Origin of the sequence: Haladaptatus sp. DYF46 (assembly GCF_021083305.1) — an archaeon.
GTDB lineage: Archaea > Halobacteriota > Halobacteria > Halobacteriales > Haladaptataceae > Haladaptatus.
Window position 1 is genome coordinate 57510 of the sequence record NZ_JAJFAY010000010.1, and the last position, 15492, is coordinate 73001.

Genomic DNA, 15492 nt, shown 5'->3' on the forward strand with positions numbered 1-15492 from the left:
ACGGAAAGCGCGGATGCTACGACCAACGATATCCCCGAGACACCGACAGCCCTCCTCGACCGCTGTACAAGGTGCACAACAAATTCTATTTGGCCCGTTCTTTCCCAGCGCCGTCCCCGATGATGAGTGTGTTTTTGATTAGATTGGAATACCCACGTCGCAATCGTTCAGAAACTGCCTGATGAGAAATGTCGAGATCCGCAGCTAACTTTTTCGAATTTGATTTTCGTGGTATATTGAAATAGCCCGCCTCGAACGCAAATGTGAGGGTGTCTTGTTGTTCTTCTGTAAGCCCAAACCGACCCTCACGCCCCTCTTCAAGTTGGTAAATGGTTATGACGTCAAGTGTTAGTCCGTGGTTTTGACAGTAATCGAATGTCCGGGAGAGCGATTCTCGGTCTGCGAACAAAATACGAAGATTCCATCCCGCCTGGGTGCCTACCGAGGCGAGGATTGTCCCCTTCTCCTCAACGAGAATGTGGATGAGTGTTTGTATTTCAGTAATCCATTCCATCCGATAGAGCCATTCATCGTCCAGATCGGCAATCAGCTCAAACTGTTCCAAGCTTGGATCGTCTTCAAGCACCAATTCAAACTCTTTTCGGTCGATCTCATCGCTCTGTACCCAGACGAATGGCATCACCCGATCAGCATTGTGAGCGACAGCTCGCTCAATCTCAAACTCAATTGAAGGTAGATCGGAGAGTGTCTGTCGGAGTGCGAACTCATCAATAGGGATCTCTACTTCGACAACTGTACCTGACATATCCAAATCTACGTCAGGCAAAGGGATAAACTCGCTGAGCATCCGAATCTGAGCAGTACTGCCCTACGATATCTGAGCATTCAAATCGGTACTACTGCCATTCAAAACCAGCCTATAATTCACGATTGCGCTCACGTGGGCGGCGTACGAATAATACGGCTGAGAGCGGTCCAATTCGATTGCCCGGCACGAATTTGTTCACGCGTGGCAGTACCTCGGATATTACTGACTAATGAATCTCCACAAGAAGTGTATGATAAGCGTATCAGCCAGTCAGTGATCGATGGACAATACGCCGCCTATTCATAGCATAAACCACAGATAATACAAAATAGCTGCCCAAGAAATCAGTGCAAAGACAGACCCAATGAGGAGGCCCACCCACATTTCTTGGGTCCCTCGGGATCGTCTCCCATCGTCCCACCGCGGCTCGTGTGAGGCTCCCTCACAAACATCCATGTCAAACACTTGTTCCTGCTGCTGTATATTTGTTCTGGAAACAGAAGTTTTGATCCAATCGGGGAGATTCTCGCCGTCAGAAGAGGCTGTCAGCTGTGGCAGCACCGACCACACTAAAGATCGCTCCGATGCAAATGGCCTTGAACGTTGTAAACCATGTCGCATCAAATGCATCTGGTGCGTCGAAAACGAATGCAAGAATCGTCACAGAAGTATAGGAGACGATGAGCAACGAGAGAAACCGAAGTGGTATTCCAGCGATCGATCGCTCCATCTCTGCCTCACGATCCTCTGCACGATATAATGTCCCATAGCCGATCGCGAACACCATGAAAATCGTAATCGCTGTCTGTAGAAGATTCATACTCGCGGCAAGTGTCCACACCTCTTCAGTCACGACAAACGGAGCCGAGAGAATGAACCCACCAACGATTTGCTGGGCAATATCATCGAATCCAAATCGTCGGACATTCGGAAAATGAGAAAGAAATCGGCGAGTCCGCCGGATTGCCTGACGTTGATTCGATGAATCGACCGTCTCTTCAGCGTCTTCGAGCTGATCGAGCAACTCCGTTAACTCCTCGTCATCTGGGTGGGGTTCCTCTGGCATTTTTGGGTGATCGCGGGCCACTTTCTTCGCCTTGACTCTCTACATATATATTCCATCCGGCAACTAAATCGCCAAGATTCCTCTCCCATCCATTGCAATGCATTCTGCACTACAAACCGACAGTTAAGAATCGAATCGACGACAACACGCTCACCGCCTTCCCCTCCGAGGACGAAGACGATGCTGAACCAGCAAACTGCGACTGCGAGGGTCCCGGTGGCTTCCCATGCTGGCCGTGCGTGCAAACGGGACGAAAAGAGCTGCCCTGACGGACCGCTATTCCGGCCGAATCCAGACCACCCGACGCGCCTCGGACTTCTCCTTTCAAATCACCCCCTCTCCAGCAAGCAATTCAAAATCTTATACGTTTCCGTCGTAGCCACCCTAGTTCCTCTGCAATCTCGCTCGTCATATAAGGCTCAAGCGGTTCCACGACCTCGAACGCATCCGTTGTTTTCCGGTCCTGAACGTATTTGCTTCCCTCTCCTCGTGCTCTCGTACCGATATTGAACATCTATTTCTCGAGATTAAACCGCATGCCAAGCGATTTTGCACAAAATGTGGCGCTTCGCTCTGGGTCGGGTGAATTAATAACCGAGAGCAGTCTCACGATGCATGAGTTTGCTAACGCGGCGAAAAGTAATTCGTCGAATTAGTCTTGAAGTGTCGCAACGGTGCGCCCAGCTTCTTCCGCTGCTTCACTATGTTCCATCCCAAGGTTCTCTTCGAGTTGAGCAACAGCCTCGCGAATGTTCATACATATAGTGTGACTACCCTCGAAGATAAATCCACCGACAGCGTTGAAGGCTCTTTTAGAGTTCTCACCTTGGTTTGAAGGGTTTCTTTGTGGCTCACCGAAAGCCATGGGAGAGCAAGAACTATTCTCCTGTACTCATTCGCTGGTTGTCGCATCTGTCGCCCGCGTAAGCACTCTCTTGTCGATACGTCCGGCAGGTACCTGACTATCTCCGATATCGATGGCGATACTCATCAGTGAGTTACTGCCCAAACGCTGCTCTCAAATAGTGAAAATACAGCTGTTCAATACAGTCTTGCTCTCTTGACTTTCCTATCAGTGTCGATCCTCGTCCCATTCGTTCGTACCCCCCTATTACTTTGGAAGAATTTGGAGGTACAGATCGGTATTTGACGCCTTTAAAATCGCATAAAATTGCTTAGGGCTGGTTTCCGGCCATAGAATCCAGCCTTAGGATTCTAAGGCTGGATCAAAATTATAAATGCAGCCTTTCACGGCGTTACGCGACTGAAAACAGGATTTGACCGAGTAATTCTGATTCCTGTTATTCATCCAACCTTAGACGCTCCGATTTCTGTTACTATTCCAACCTTAGGTTTGCGAGTCGATATGGGCACACACAGGTAGTATTGGGGGAATAGAACGTCTATATCCAGCCTTAGATCCAAGTTATTAAAGTTCAATAAATACTACTACATGTACTTGTGACTTTGGAGACATACCCGCCAATCCGGTCGTCGATTCAGGACATCTCTTGCGTTCCCAAAGTAGTTGGTACAGGAGGCCGTTGAGAAACGAAATGAGCCCTGGACTTACTCAATGTCCTGACTGTGGATGGTCCGGTAATACACGTAATTGCGTGATCGATGAACTTGAACGAAAGTGTCCTGTCTGCCATTATGTCTTTCGACGTACTTCGTGACTCGGGGATTCGGTTCACTCTTTCTCTGGAATCCACCAGATAACCACCCCAAACTCAATTTCCCTCGCTCAACCTTCTCAACCTGATGAAACTTTTCTAGTCGTCGATGCGCAGACCGTCGCTCTATCTCAAGCGTATTCGCCTCCCGCCTAGCAATTACAGCAGGAAACACCGACTCATGTACCACTGTGGGAGTCTCGTCGTCAGTGGCACGACGTAGCGGACCGATCCGACTATTTTGCCACTGCTCTTTTGTAGTATTATACCGTCTGGACGCTTGTATGGCTGATTTGATTGTCCAATCCGCAGTGAAAGAACAGCTCGAAGGACAAAACGTGGCGAGTGACTTCTACGATGCACTCGATGAAGAAGTCGCAGAAGTCCTTGAAAACGCCTCCCGACGAGCTGAAGAAAACGATCGCAAAACCGTCCAAGCGCGCGATTTGTAGCTGCTCACCGCCTTGATGTAGCATCAACCTTTTTCTTCATCACTTCACAGAACTTATTCCTCTAGGGACTGACCACTACTCCGGTCGAATCCAGACCACCCGATGCGCTTCCGGCTTCTTCTTTCGAATCTCCCCCTCCTCGGCAAACCCGTTCAAAACCTCATATACCGTCCGATGTGGCCACCCACGCTCCTCCGCAATTTCGCTCGTCATAGAAGGTTCGAGCGGTTTCATGACCGGAGGTCGACCTATAGCAAGGCAACTTCTTGGCGTTTCCCCACGATCACCGGAATATCGGTCGTATATTCTTTCCCAATAAATACGACTGTCACGGTCACATGATTCGGTAGCTTTACTACCAACTCTTTGCGTGTTACCGTTGGACCAGTTGGAGACACAGTCACGTATGGCTGACCATTTTTATACCCTAGTCCAGATGAAATATCTTCATGCGTTCCAAATCGAAGTGGAATAGCCTGTTGGACTGTTCGGGTTGCAATCGATCCCGCCTGGAGTTCAGCCCACCATTCGAGCGACCGCGTTGCAAATTCGGCCGGACCATCAGCATTCCGTGCTATCACAATCCGAACTTCGTCTGTTTCAGGAAGGTACTCAACATTCTTACTCTTGGCCCGTTGACGGACAGTCAGTGGCTTGCCGGTCGCCTGAATTCCAGGGAGTGGCGACAGAACAGATTCAATTCGCGCCTTCGTATACTCGTCTGCCTGGGAGCTAACAACGCCTGCACTCATGACAGCGCCGCCAGCAGCGAGAAATTTCCGCCGTGAACAATGACCCATAGCAACCAGTTACTCTATTTACCATTAACTGTCCCGTACACTCAAATCGTGATTTTACCGATCACACCACTCGACAACCCGCCAGAGAACAAAATTCGATAATCGAAGAGATCTATTCTGACTGCAGTGCGCTCCATACTAACACGCCAAGCAGGACGGTGAGCCCACCAGCGAAAAAGATGAGCCCTGGGGGCAACCAAAGCCACGGTTCAGGTTCCACTGGTACACTCGTCTTACTTGCGAGGTTGAGAAGCCCGGCCGAATTCGACCCAATTCCAAGAATGTCTTGCCGTGTGAGCCACTCCACCAGTATACTTCCGCCCAGTAATAGAGCGATTCCGCCGAGAAGATCCGACAGTCGAGAGCGTACTTTTTCTAGTCGACTTTCCGACCCACTCACGATAATAAGCGGGTCATCGGTTGCTGCATAGATGTTCATCTCGCTTCCCTTCGACGAGTACTCTGTATCCGCAACTTCGACTAACTCTGCCTCCCGTAGTTTCGTGAGGTGGTACTGTGCATTCTGAATTGACGTGCCTGTATGTTCGGCGATTTCTGAGGCTGTCGCGGTTTCGTCCTGTAAGTGGAGATAGATTCGACGTGCTGTTTCTGATCCGAGCACATTGAACACGCGTGCACCGGCGTCGTCTGCGAGATCACACAGCGTTCCTTGTTGTGCTGGTTGCGAGCGTGTTCCCGAGAGTTTCTGGAGAAGGTCACTCATTGTGAATGTGTATCAAGCGGGTTATCTTAAACATCCGTACTCCCCTTTCCATGATGGACGTCGTTGACTGCTGCTTTGACCGTCTGGAACATCCCATATTCCGACAGCGTCCCCGTCCCCGTCACGAGGTCATAGATAGACAAATCAACAAATACTTTGTCAGTACTCAATAGAAACCAGGCGAGATACCGATGATGACTATCAAGACCCGTTTTCGGACTATGTACGAATTGTAACGTCATCTCTTACAGCCCTTTTGTGACGCTAGCGGATATTCGCTGAAGGACAAGACTGAGTAATCCACCGAATGTTCCAAGAACTGCAGCAGTTGCAAGTCCAACGATACTCGCCCACACTACTCGAAAGAGAATGCCCGGCATTTCTCCAGTGATTCCCATGCCAACGAGATGGATGCCAAACCCAGCTGCGAGCGCAAAAGAAAATATCCAAACGCGCCGGAGACTCTGATCATGGGCAGCAAGCACTGCACAGCCAGTGAGCAGTCCGATCGCCAAATACTCTAACCGAAGAAATTGGAATACGGGCAACTCAGACCGTTTTACCACAGCGAGAAACCCAGCAGAACACACAAACAACCCAAATGCGATCAGAACGGTCTGTAATCGCGTCTGTCGATCAGGGCCCGAACTATTTGCGGAGGTCAGTGTCTGCATGATGAATGTAGGGTTTCTGCTCGCCACTATGGCACGCGTGCGAGCAGGAAAGAGGGGTGGCGAGGGAAAGGGCGTGTGGATCGGGAGTGATGGCGCCAGACCCACAAGACCGATTCAGGGTGTCAGAGGCAACCGCGCCACAATCAGTCGCTTCGTGGGGTTCGGTATATGCTTTGTGCTACTGTTCGAAAATAAGACAGTCAAACAAACGACCATAGGTTTCACCCTCGTTGTCTGCTTGCGTACCTGCGACCCACTGAGCGGTCACTTGCGGAAACTCCACCCTGTTTCACCGCGAGAACATCGCCATCCGTGGAATGAACTCTATTTCGACAGCTATGGATATCCGATTGTGTGGTCCGTCAGTTGTTCTGCCACAGCATCGCCAGCACTTTCCATCCGGTCGATAGCGTCGAAAACCGCCCCCGCAACGGGACTCATTGATGGTCCCACAACACGATAGTCCTCACCGTCTGTGAATCGTTGTCGAAGCTCGGCAGTCATGTACTCGCTTTGGAGGACGCTCCCTGCCGTGGCGACAGCCACTGGTGCATCGAGAAACCCTCCGACAATTCGAATACCAGTTACAACTTCTGCAAGCGCGTCGTCACAGATTGACTGTGCATAGGAGTCCCCGTCTACCGCGGCAGCCGTGATCAGCGGTGCAACATTGTCGAACGGATTTCCAGACACTACGTTGGTGAACCGATTTTCATCTTGAACTGCTACTCTAAGGTCACTCACTGAATCACAGTCCCAGCGACCCAACAAACGATTCCCGAATTCCCAGCTTTTAGACGCCTCACCACTGAGTATGGTGTGGAGTGCTCGTTCACCGAGATTATGTGCAGCGGCACCAGCATAGTGCAGACAGTCGTAGTTCTGAATCTGATCACCATCGGCGGTTATACCGAGGATCACAGACCCAGTTCCACAGACGGCGATTACTCCTGGATCACCACAAAATGCTCCGATGTGAGCGATCACTGCGTCGTTGACGACCTGTGGTTCACAGGTCAGTCCATCGATATTGAGCAATCGCTTAGCTTCTGCGTAGTCTTGGCCCGTTCCGACACCTGCTATACCAGCAGTAAGCGCCACAACATCACTTAGCGACCGATTGGCATCTGCCAATGCGCTCCAAATTCCCTCCCGTAGATTTTGTTGAGCTGTCTCTGGATCATTATGCTCAGTGCTTGCACCACCATACTCGGCAGTTCCAAGCACGCACCCGCCGAGATTAGCAACGGCGACGCGGGTTTTAGTGCCTCCTCCGTCCACGCCAATCACTACATCATTGCTCATTAGTTTCACAGGAGTAAGCAGATAAGGTAAATCCTCGGTCAATATGCGAGTCTACGGTTGTGCTGTTCTTCGCTGAAAACAAGATCTGGATTTACCGCAACCAAGTCTCTATGGTGCCAATCGGTTCTTCCGCCCCTGCATCTTCTCCTCATAGTATGCAAACGTGAGTGGACACCACTCGGCAGCCTTCGCAAGAACCTCTTCAGTCAACTCTCGAATCTCCCACTGACTATCGGCTGCTGCCCGCATATCAGCGACGTGCATTAACATCCGGACGTTCAGCGTCATTACGAGATTGACTTTCGTCCCGATCGGTAACACAAAGCGAGCATCTTCTGGTGGCATTCCGAGGTCGAGCAATTCCTGATAATCTTCGACTGACCCGCGAACTGACTGCAGGAACAACTCTTCTCGCTTTGCAACTATCTCCTCATCCACGGTCCCGCCTTTCTGGTTGCGCCCAATCCAGTTGGCATCCGTCGCTGAGGGTGGTGTGACAACCATCGCTCCGGCTTCCACATCTGCAGGATCAACGTCATCGAATGCAACGTACCGCATCGATTGGACGTCGAAGCTAACGTGGCGATGGCGAGTGAGTTGCGCCATGCATGCTCGGCTCATTCCTTTGACTGCGAATGTTGCAGAGGGATGTTCGAATGGGCCATAGTGGCCGTGCTGGAGCAAATGAGCGATGAGCGTTCGTTTTTTCTCCTCAATGGTCTCTCCCTCAATGCTTGCCATTGTCTCTTCGAACGAGAGATCGGCATTGAACTCGCTCATGTAGTCGTTCCGTGCGCCACGACAGATGAGTTCCTCCGGATTCTCGGTTGCTTCGAGTAATTGGACGTTCATACCAGAGAGAGGCAGATACTCCATCAAAATACTGTGGCTTAGGGTTCCAAAAGAGATGGATTGTAGACGGATCGGGTTGCATTCGAGTGCAGTGTGTATTCTTAGTATTTACCGCGAGGCCACCACTGGGTGCTATATTCGACATCCGTGACAACAGGGAGGTGATCAGAGCGATACTCATTCTCCTGAATTGGAAGTGTACGATACGAATTAACTGTGGCGGTATCTCCAGTGAAGATGTAATCGATTCTATCTTCAATGTCGTTTGTAAATCCGTGATAGGTACCCCAGGTCCCAGACACAGAATCAGTATCAGCTTCCCGGCGGGGATCAGCTAGTGGACTCTCTGATGTGCCATTTGTCCCGGTCATGATCTGATAGGGCTCCCAACTCGGTTTCGTGTTAAAGTCTCCTGTAATCACAACATCTTCGCCCTCCTCTGTACGCTGACATGCCCGTTTACGGATGAGCTTTGCAGACTCCGATCGCGCGGTTTCTCCCACATGCGAAAAGTGAGTATTGCAGAACCACAGGTGTCGGCCTGTTTTCCGGTGGCGAAGACTGACCCAGGTCGTAACACGGGGTAAATCAGCATCCCACCCAACACTGGGCTTTGTTGGTGTCTCAGAAAGCCAGAACTCTCCCGTTTCAATCGCTTCAAAGCGATCTGGGTGCCATGCTATAGGAACCATTTCTCCCTTTCGATCGCCATCTTCTCGCCCAACACCATACCATTCATACTCATCAATCCCGTCACGTAGATCATCGTATTGGTGTGGGAGTGCTTCCTGCATTCCAAGGACACCTGGTTCGCTATTTTCCACCGTTTTGATCACACGACTCACCCGTTCGTCCCATGAATATTCGTCATCTGGATTGTCATACCGGATGTTGAACGAGCATGCTGTGAGATGTGTTGGACGCCAACCGGACCAAGGTGTCTTTCCTTCATGGTTCGTTTGGTGGTGGTTTTCCTGATTATCCATTGCTGTTCCAGTAGTCGATCCGAGTGATAGTCCAGCGACAGCTATTCCTGTTCGTTGCAAAAACACTCTGCGTGAATGATTGATGCCTTTGAGCATACGTTCTATACTATTTTGCATGGTTAAATGAATTTGTATTTTGGAAGATAGGACTATGTATATGTTTCAAGACGACAGTGTTCAGTGGAGACCTCTATTGGGACCATAGCAATCGACAATGTCTGTTAAATCTGACAACTATATTTTTAGATGGTGGTACCCGCGGCACTGACGAGACGGTACAGAAACGCGCACAGGCCGAACAATTCGCCTTCGACGTTGATGCTCCTGGACTCATCGAAGTCACCAATGAGAACCACGACAAGTCCACAGAGCACCAGTACACCGTCTCCATCGACGACGTGACTGGTGAACTGATGGCCTGTACGTGCCCGCACCACGTCCATCGGAACGCCTACTGCAAACACATGGACCCCGTCGAAAACGCAACCGACGACGGGACGCTCGACGCGTTCCCATCGGTTGATGACGAGGACAACGAAGACGACACTGAATCGACAAAGGGCAACTGTGATGGCCTAAATGGATTCCACTGCTGGCCGTGCGTACGAATGGGGCGAAAGAAACTGCCGAACGAACCATTGCTTCAGTCTTGTTATCCATGGCACGCCAAGTGACGGTCTTGGATATCACCGACCAGCAAGCGTTGATGGAAAGCACGTATGAAATAACCGAGAATATTCTCGAGACACAGACACTCCTACTCGACCCAGTGCTGACTCAGGTGCGGAGAATTCGATCCCTGTTTTCAGATACAATGTGAGAGACGACGGTTTTTGCTAGTGTTGCAGACCCTCATGTTGTCGAGGTTGCGGTTCCCCCCGACACGTGTAACTGCGGATAGCAGGTCAGTATCGACCTGTTTGAGTACGCAACGATCTAGCGATTAACCCTGATCGTACCACTCAATCATTCAGTACCCCGTCTAAAGAATGCTCACGTGTTATTAGTAACAATAAGATTATATAAAGTACCTCCGATAGCAATCTGACTTCATGCTATCTCTAGTAGACGGCTCTTACACACGACTAAGTGGGAAAGATAAAATCGAGGGAGGGTCGTTTGTATGGTTGGGTTGATCGGTAGTCTTGGTGACTATTCTGGTTCTACTTCGAAAATTGCGAATTCATTACACGGATCGAAAGAATCGACCACCTCTACCTACAGAACCACGTCCGCTACTGTTCATATGGCGTTTCACTCACAGGCAAACGATAGTCAACCAGTTTGGTGCCGCGATGGCGAAGTCCAAATGTGGCTCCTGGGTGAAGCGTACGGTTTCCAGGACAAATCCGGATATACTTCCCGTCCATCCTCAATGGCAAGCGTTGAGTTTTGCGCATCGCTCTACGAACGACTCGGCTGGGAATTCCTTACTGGTCTCAACGGTAATTTCGTCGGTATCGTCTACGATCACGTTAGTGAGACCGTCTCAATTTTTCTCGACCGATTCGGGACTCATCCCGTTTTTTACGCCCGAGTCGATGGAACGCTTGTGTTTTCGACACAAATCCAACTACTTCCTTCCTTCTCACAGATCAGCCGTCGATTTGATCACGAATATCTTTTCGAATATCTTACGCTTCGCAGAGTTTTCGGGACTAAGACACCACTTCGTGATATCGAAAAGTTTCCTCCGGCATCTGTCACGACATACGACCTCTCCACTCACGAAGTTACGTCGGAGATCTACTGGACCCCTCACTATCAACCGGAGGACAAACCGTTCGAGCACTTCGTCGAAACGTTCATCGACGTTTTCCAGGACGTCATCGACGAGCGTTTGGACTCGGATCGTGAGCCCGGTCTCATGTTGAGTGGTGGAAGCGACTCACGGTTGATTTTAGCTGCCGCAAATCGTCAACTTACTGCCTTTCATCTCGCTGAGTGGAACAATCGGGAGGCACGAATCGCCGAACAGGTCGCCGAAATCGGCAACGCAGACCTTCGAATCCTCCACCGAACGGATACCACGTATCTGGAAACGTTACCGCAGAACGCGTCGCTTTCCAATTTCGATGGCTACTACTTCCAAGGCTATCTCACCCCCTTCGCGGACGAAATCACCGAGTCGGTTGATTCGCTCTTCACCGGCCTCTATGCCGATACGCTGTTCAAACGTTATCCTATTCCAACCCGTTCACAATCGCTCGGATCATTGGGAACGCTCACGTTACCGGTCGGCGTCAAGATGAGCTCACTGACGGATATTCTCGAGTACTGGATTTCTTCGGCCGGGACGGCGCTCGCTTCGCCGCCGGAATACCTCACCACGTCTCACGACCTCCATGAAATCCTGTCCGCGAACGTCGGTTGGGATGATGGGAAAATCGACCACCACGGCATACGCTACGATTCATTGGACGACTTGCTCGTCTGTAGCACGTACTATCCCCTCTCGAACGATTCCGAGTTAATCAATCTACATAGCCTCCGACAGCTGTGTCCGTCTCACATTCCCTTCTTGGATAACCGGCTCGTAGATTTACACCTTCGAATACCCAAAAGATACCGCCTCCGACGCGATCTCATCAATCGAGCCGTCCAACGGCTTGCTCCCGAACTCGCGGCTATCCCACATCCATCATCGGATGTCCCGATCGCGCGGTCTTATCCAGTGCAGTATCTCGGGCGACAAGTGGCCAGCTTCCGACGCAAACACTTACCGAGACACCAACCACCAAAATATCACCTCAATCAAGATTCGTGGCGGGATCACGCGAGGTTTGCTCGCCACGAAGACTTCGTAATCGATGCCATCCGCAAGCATAAGCCTACGATCCAGGCACTTCCATTCTTGGATTGGGAGGGGGTAAAAACGGTCTATCGAAAGCATCAGAACGGAGAAAACAGGACTGCGGAACTGTACACGCTTCTTACCCTGTTGGAGATGCCGATGATAAAGCAGGCGACGATGATGAATCAAATGCACTCCTTTTCGCCCGGTGCAGCGGAAGAAAGTGCATAGCCCGATACTACGTCATTCGCCGTCGGATCCCCTGAGAAATTTCGGATCGTGCTATACGGACCGTTGGGAGTGGATCGTCTACGTGGCAGTAATCGAAGTTCGGCATCTCATAACACGAAAGCAGAACCTCCTTTATAGCTGCAGAAAGCGGTGGACGACCGACGATTGATGAATCGTCGCGGACGATGCTCGTGAGATATTCCAGCTCGCCGATCATGTAATGCGTTCCGACACCGGCCTCGTATCCCGGTTCGATCGAGTCGGTGTTGCCGATCGCCTGAAGCCAGTACCAGAACGGGAAATCCGCACCTGCAGCCGTCGCACATGCAAGCGATTGCCACATCCGTGGGTTGATTTCGACGAGTTTGAACTCATCAGTCGTCGAATCTTCGATGTATTCGATACACGCGAGCCCATGCCATTCGAGTGCATCGAGGATCGCTCGACCCGCTGTTTCTAAGCTCGGAATCTCGACGGATTCACGGTATACACCACCACCACCGGTATACGAATCCCCGCGAATCTGTCGATGCTGAAACGTCGCGAGCGGTTTACCGTGGTCGTAGAGCGCACCGAATACGTACTCGTCCGTTCCATCGATGTACTCTTGAACGATCGGGACATGGTCCATTGCTTCGCACGTTGTCGCGATATCGAGTGACTCGTTCGACGGGACGTGCTGTACCGACTTGACGATCGACGACTCGGATGGCTCATACGAGTCGATGTACTCGTCGACGAGCAGGTTGTATCGCGATTTGACGACCCGATCGACCTCCCATTCGGTGGCTTCGTCCAGTAGACGTGTCTCCGGCACTGGTACCCCTGTGCGCTCTGCAATATCCATCAACTGCTTTCGATCATGGACTCTCTTCAATGTCTCAAGTGGCGGGACGACGAGGCTAACGTACCGATCGAATTCGTCGTGATACTTCGAGAGGACGTATGTATCCTGTGGACGATGTGGAATAATCGTATGCACATCCGGACGGGCAGCGATTCCTAGAAGTGCGTCCTTGTACGCCAGTATTTCGTACGAGGGCGGAACTCGTACGACTTCTTCGCAAAATCGGGATGCGGCAACCGGAAGGTGTTCATCTGCTACTGCGACGATCGTTCGTATGTTTGCCCGGGTAAGTGATCGTACCGATGCATACCCATGTGGATACCGTGAAGCGGGTATCACAACCCCCTTTGGTTCGTCTCTATTCACCCCTTCGTTAGTCGTTCTCATGCTATTCCTCCGGTATAGGAGAAGATAGGCTCTCCAATTTGTCTTTTGTCCCCTGGGACGAATTCTTGAGGGCATCGTCAAATGGCTGGTAGATGTATCCCTCTACTCAAAGACGACGAAAACCATGGGCAGATAATTGAGATTGCACCCTCGCTCAACACGAATCGACTATCCACGAACTCACAGCGATCGAAAAATCTCACCTCCAAAGCGTTACTCCAGGGATGCGAACTAACTACGATCTGATTGAACTGGTTTCCAACAGGATGACGGAGTAACCCCAACTGAGTGAGGTGCTTATCAATTATCTCGGAGTTAAGTACTCAAGCTATTCAACCAGCTCCAGTCATGACCTCCCTACCACTGCAGGCCGAAAACGCCCGTGACCATTTCGATAAGTGTGACAATGACTGATAGCGCATACTCTCCTCGCTAGTTGGAAGGTGAATGTTGAAGACAGGGTACGTGCTTACTCGCTCAAAATGTGTGGACCTTGAAGTATAGACGAAGGAGGAGAGAGGCGGAAGACAGTGGATGTCTGCAGATTGGTCAAAATCATGTCCACTGCAAGCACGGGACTGGCGTCGAAATCGTAACGAAAGACGGCCCCTTGATGTGTTCCCGTCGAAAGAGAACACCGATGAGACGGACGACGACGAGTGTGAGACAACAGAGTGCTCTTGTGATTGCCTGAATGGCGTTCCACGCTGGCCGTGCATACGTGCAGGTCGCAAGGAACTACCGAACTAACCACCGCTTCACCTGTTTTTCTCCATGGCACGCCAAGTGACGGTCTCCGATATCACTGACCAGCGAACGCTCACCGAAAGCGCGAATGCTGCGACCGACGATACTCTCGAGTCACCGACGGCCCTCCTCGACCGAGCACAGCAACACGCAACGAACGTCGCCGCCGAGCACTTCCCAGATCTGCCGGTTGAAGCGATCGACTGGGAAATTTCACACCAAGCCCAACGACAGGCGGGCGTCACGAGGTACGACCCTGCAACCGAGGAGGTCACGATTGCACTGACCTAGAAAGCCTACGAACAACACGGCTGGGAGCAATTCAGCGAAACCTTCCGGCACGATCTGATTCACGCTTGGCAGTACCACGAGTTCGGTGACCCAGATCACGGGCGAACGTTCGCCCGCTGGACGGACACCCTCGCCACCGTGAAACCGGCGACAAATCGCCCTGTTTCCGGCTAGACCTGATTCCCAGGGATGGCCGGGTTCCAAACGGTAACTGCCAAGAGCGTATGGGGACGACCCGCTAGGCTCCGTCGAGTTCCTCGGCCACCCCGACGATGATGCCTTCGGGGCCGCGCACGAAGCAGAGGCGGTACACGTCTTCGTACTGGGCGACTTCGCCCAGTACGAAGACGTGGGAGCGGAGGCGGTCGAGGACTTCGTCGACATCGTCGACGGTGAACATGATGCGGCGGATCCCCAGGGTGTTCACCGCCGGTTCTTCGGATCCGTCGCGGGTGGCCTCGGGTGTGATGAATTTCGAGAGCTCGACACGACCGTGGCCGTCGGGGATCCGCATCATGGCGATATCGCTCTGGACGTTCTCGAGGCCCACGACGCGGCCCGTCCACTCTCCCTCGACGCGCGTCTCGTCTTCCAGCTCCATGCCGAGCTCCGTGAAGAACGCCTTTGCAGCTTCGAGGTCCTCGACCACGATGAGGACGTTGTCCATTTGCTTGATCGTCATAGTCCGATCAAACCTCTCCTGCATTTGCCACTTTATTCGCCGCGACGAGTCCAAGAACGAAACCGAATCCGAAGACGACAAAGCGAGGCGGACCTCGTTGCATGGAACGCCCGCTATCTGCCCTCTGTTTTGTCTTTGTGTATTCTGTACCACAGGACGTAGCGTCGGTTCGCGCATGACTTTGGAGCCATCACTTCTACAGACGGGCC

Annotated in this window: 13 protein-coding genes and 1 pseudogene; 5 read left to right on the plus strand and 9 right to left on the minus strand. The window is 51.5% G+C overall.

Annotated elements, in window-relative coordinates; translation table 11 throughout:
• Window positions 1–85: 85 nt before the first annotated feature.
• Window positions 86–766 (minus strand): helix-turn-helix domain-containing protein, encoded by a 681-nt coding sequence (locus LJF34_RS26240; RefSeq protein WP_231189201.1) that lies wholly within the window; start codon window positions 764–766, stop codon window positions 86–88.
• 535 nt (window positions 767–1301) lie between these two features.
• On the minus strand, window positions 1302–1835 hold the full coding sequence (locus LJF34_RS26245; RefSeq protein ID WP_255666506.1) for a DUF2391 family protein: 534 nt from the start codon (window positions 1833–1835) through the stop codon (window positions 1302–1304).
• A gap of 1960 nt (window positions 1836–3795) precedes the next feature.
• Here LJF34_RS26245 and LJF34_RS26250 point away from each other — a divergent pair.
• Window positions 3796–3963 (plus strand): DUF1931 domain-containing protein, encoded by a 168-nt coding sequence (locus LJF34_RS26250; protein ID WP_231189202.1) that lies wholly within the window; start codon window positions 3796–3798, stop codon window positions 3961–3963.
• Between the two features lie 248 nt (window positions 3964–4211).
• Here LJF34_RS26250 and LJF34_RS26255 read toward each other — a convergent pair whose 3' ends face one another.
• From LJF34_RS26255 to LJF34_RS26275, 5 genes are all read right to left on the minus strand, one after another.
• Window positions 4212–4715, minus strand: a complete 504-nt coding sequence (locus LJF34_RS26255) for a hypothetical protein (RefSeq protein WP_231189203.1) — start codon at window positions 4713–4715, stop codon at window positions 4212–4214.
• Window positions 4716–4875: 160 nt separating this feature from the next.
• Window positions 4876–5487: a helix-turn-helix domain-containing protein gene (locus LJF34_RS26260; RefSeq protein WP_231189204.1), complete on the minus strand. Its 612-nt coding sequence runs from the start codon at window positions 5485–5487 to the stop codon at window positions 4876–4878.
• A gap of 1010 nt (window positions 5488–6497) precedes the next feature.
• Window positions 6498–7466 carry a BadF/BadG/BcrA/BcrD ATPase family protein gene (locus tag LJF34_RS26265; RefSeq protein WP_231189206.1) on the minus strand — a complete coding sequence of 323 codons (969 nt, stop codon included), beginning with the start codon at window positions 7464–7466 and terminating at the stop codon, window positions 6498–6500.
• Between the two features lie 108 nt (window positions 7467–7574).
• Window positions 7575–8318 (minus strand): FAD-dependent thymidylate synthase, encoded by a 744-nt coding sequence (thyX, locus tag LJF34_RS26270; protein ID WP_231189207.1) that lies wholly within the window; start codon window positions 8316–8318, stop codon window positions 7575–7577.
• 101 nt (window positions 8319–8419) lie between these two features.
• Window positions 8420–9400: an endonuclease/exonuclease/phosphatase family protein gene (locus tag LJF34_RS26275; protein ID WP_231189210.1), complete on the minus strand. Its 981-nt coding sequence runs from the start codon at window positions 9398–9400 to the stop codon at window positions 8420–8422.
• Window positions 9401–9717: 317 nt separating this feature from the next.
• Here LJF34_RS26275 and LJF34_RS26280 point away from each other — a divergent pair, with 317 nt between their 5' ends.
• Together LJF34_RS26280 and LJF34_RS26285 are read left to right on the plus strand one after the other, a co-directional pair.
• Window positions 9718–9978 (plus strand): SWIM zinc finger family protein, encoded by a 261-nt coding sequence (locus LJF34_RS26280; RefSeq protein WP_231189211.1) that lies wholly within the window; start codon window positions 9718–9720, stop codon window positions 9976–9978.
• A gap of 449 nt (window positions 9979–10427) precedes the next feature.
• Window positions 10428–12329, plus strand: coding sequence for an asparagine synthase-related protein (locus LJF34_RS26285; protein WP_231189212.1), 1902 nt, complete (start codon window positions 10428–10430; stop codon window positions 12327–12329).
• A 7-nt stretch (window positions 12330–12336) separates the two neighbouring features.
• Here LJF34_RS26285 and LJF34_RS26290 read toward each other — a convergent pair whose 3' ends face one another.
• Window positions 12337–13563, minus strand: a complete 1227-nt coding sequence (locus LJF34_RS26290) for a carboxylate--amine ligase (protein WP_231189213.1) — start codon at window positions 13561–13563, stop codon at window positions 12337–12339.
• 774 nt (window positions 13564–14337) lie between these two features.
• On the opposite strand from LJF34_RS26290, the gene LJF34_RS26295 reads away from it, so the two are divergent.
• The gene (locus tag LJF34_RS26295) at window positions 14338–14601 is read left to right on the plus strand and encodes a hypothetical protein (protein WP_231189214.1); all 264 of its coding nucleotides are present in this window, start codon (window positions 14338–14340) and stop codon (window positions 14599–14601) included.
• An 18-nt stretch (window positions 14602–14619) separates the two neighbouring features.
• A pseudogene (locus tag LJF34_RS29350) lies at window positions 14620–14775 on the plus strand (SprT-like domain-containing protein); the annotation flags it as partial.
• A 64-nt stretch (window positions 14776–14839) separates the two neighbouring features.
• Here the strand turns inward: LJF34_RS29350 and LJF34_RS26300 are convergent.
• Complete coding sequence (locus LJF34_RS26300; RefSeq protein WP_231189220.1) at window positions 14840–15283, minus strand: VOC family protein; 444 nt, start codon at window positions 15281–15283, stop codon at window positions 14840–14842.
• Window positions 15284–15492 lie beyond the last annotated feature (209 nt).

Bases quoted from the DNA above. Each gene is read 5' to 3' on its own strand.
- LJF34_RS26240 (WP_231189201.1), bottom strand. From the start codon at position 766: ATGTCAGGTACAGTTGTCGAAGTAGAGATCCCTATTGATGAGTTCGCA.
- LJF34_RS26245 (WP_255666506.1), bottom strand. From the start codon at position 1,835: ATGCCAGAGGAACCCCACCCAGATGACGAGGAGTTAACGGAGTTGCTC.
- LJF34_RS26250 (WP_231189202.1), top strand. From the start codon at position 3,796: ATGGCTGATTTGATTGTCCAATCCGCAGTGAAAGAACAGCTCGAAGGA.
- LJF34_RS26255 (WP_231189203.1), bottom strand. From the start codon at position 4,715: ATGAGTGCAGGCGTTGTTAGCTCCCAGGCAGACGAGTATACGAAGGCG.
- LJF34_RS26260 (WP_231189204.1), bottom strand. From the start codon at position 5,487: ATGAGTGACCTTCTCCAGAAACTCTCGGGAACACGCTCGCAACCAGCA.
- LJF34_RS26265 (WP_231189206.1), bottom strand. From the start codon at position 7,466: ATGAGCAATGATGTAGTGATTGGCGTGGACGGAGGAGGCACTAAAACC.
- thyX (WP_231189207.1), bottom strand. From the start codon at position 8,318: ATGAACGTCCAATTACTCGAAGCAACCGAGAATCCGGAGGAACTCATC.
- LJF34_RS26275 (WP_231189210.1), bottom strand. From the start codon at position 9,400: ATGCTCAAAGGCATCAATCATTCACGCAGAGTGTTTTTGCAACGAACA.
- LJF34_RS26280 (WP_231189211.1), top strand. From the start codon at position 9,718: ATGGCCTGTACGTGCCCGCACCACGTCCATCGGAACGCCTACTGCAAA.
- LJF34_RS26285 (WP_231189212.1), top strand. From the start codon at position 10,428: ATGGTTGGGTTGATCGGTAGTCTTGGTGACTATTCTGGTTCTACTTCG.
- LJF34_RS26290 (WP_231189213.1), bottom strand. From the start codon at position 13,563: ATGAGAACGACTAACGAAGGGGTGAATAGAGACGAACCAAAGGGGGTT.
- LJF34_RS26295 (WP_231189214.1), top strand. From the start codon at position 14,338: ATGGCACGCCAAGTGACGGTCTCCGATATCACTGACCAGCGAACGCTC.
- LJF34_RS26300 (WP_231189220.1), bottom strand. From the start codon at position 15,283: ATGACGATCAAGCAAATGGACAACGTCCTCATCGTGGTCGAGGACCTC.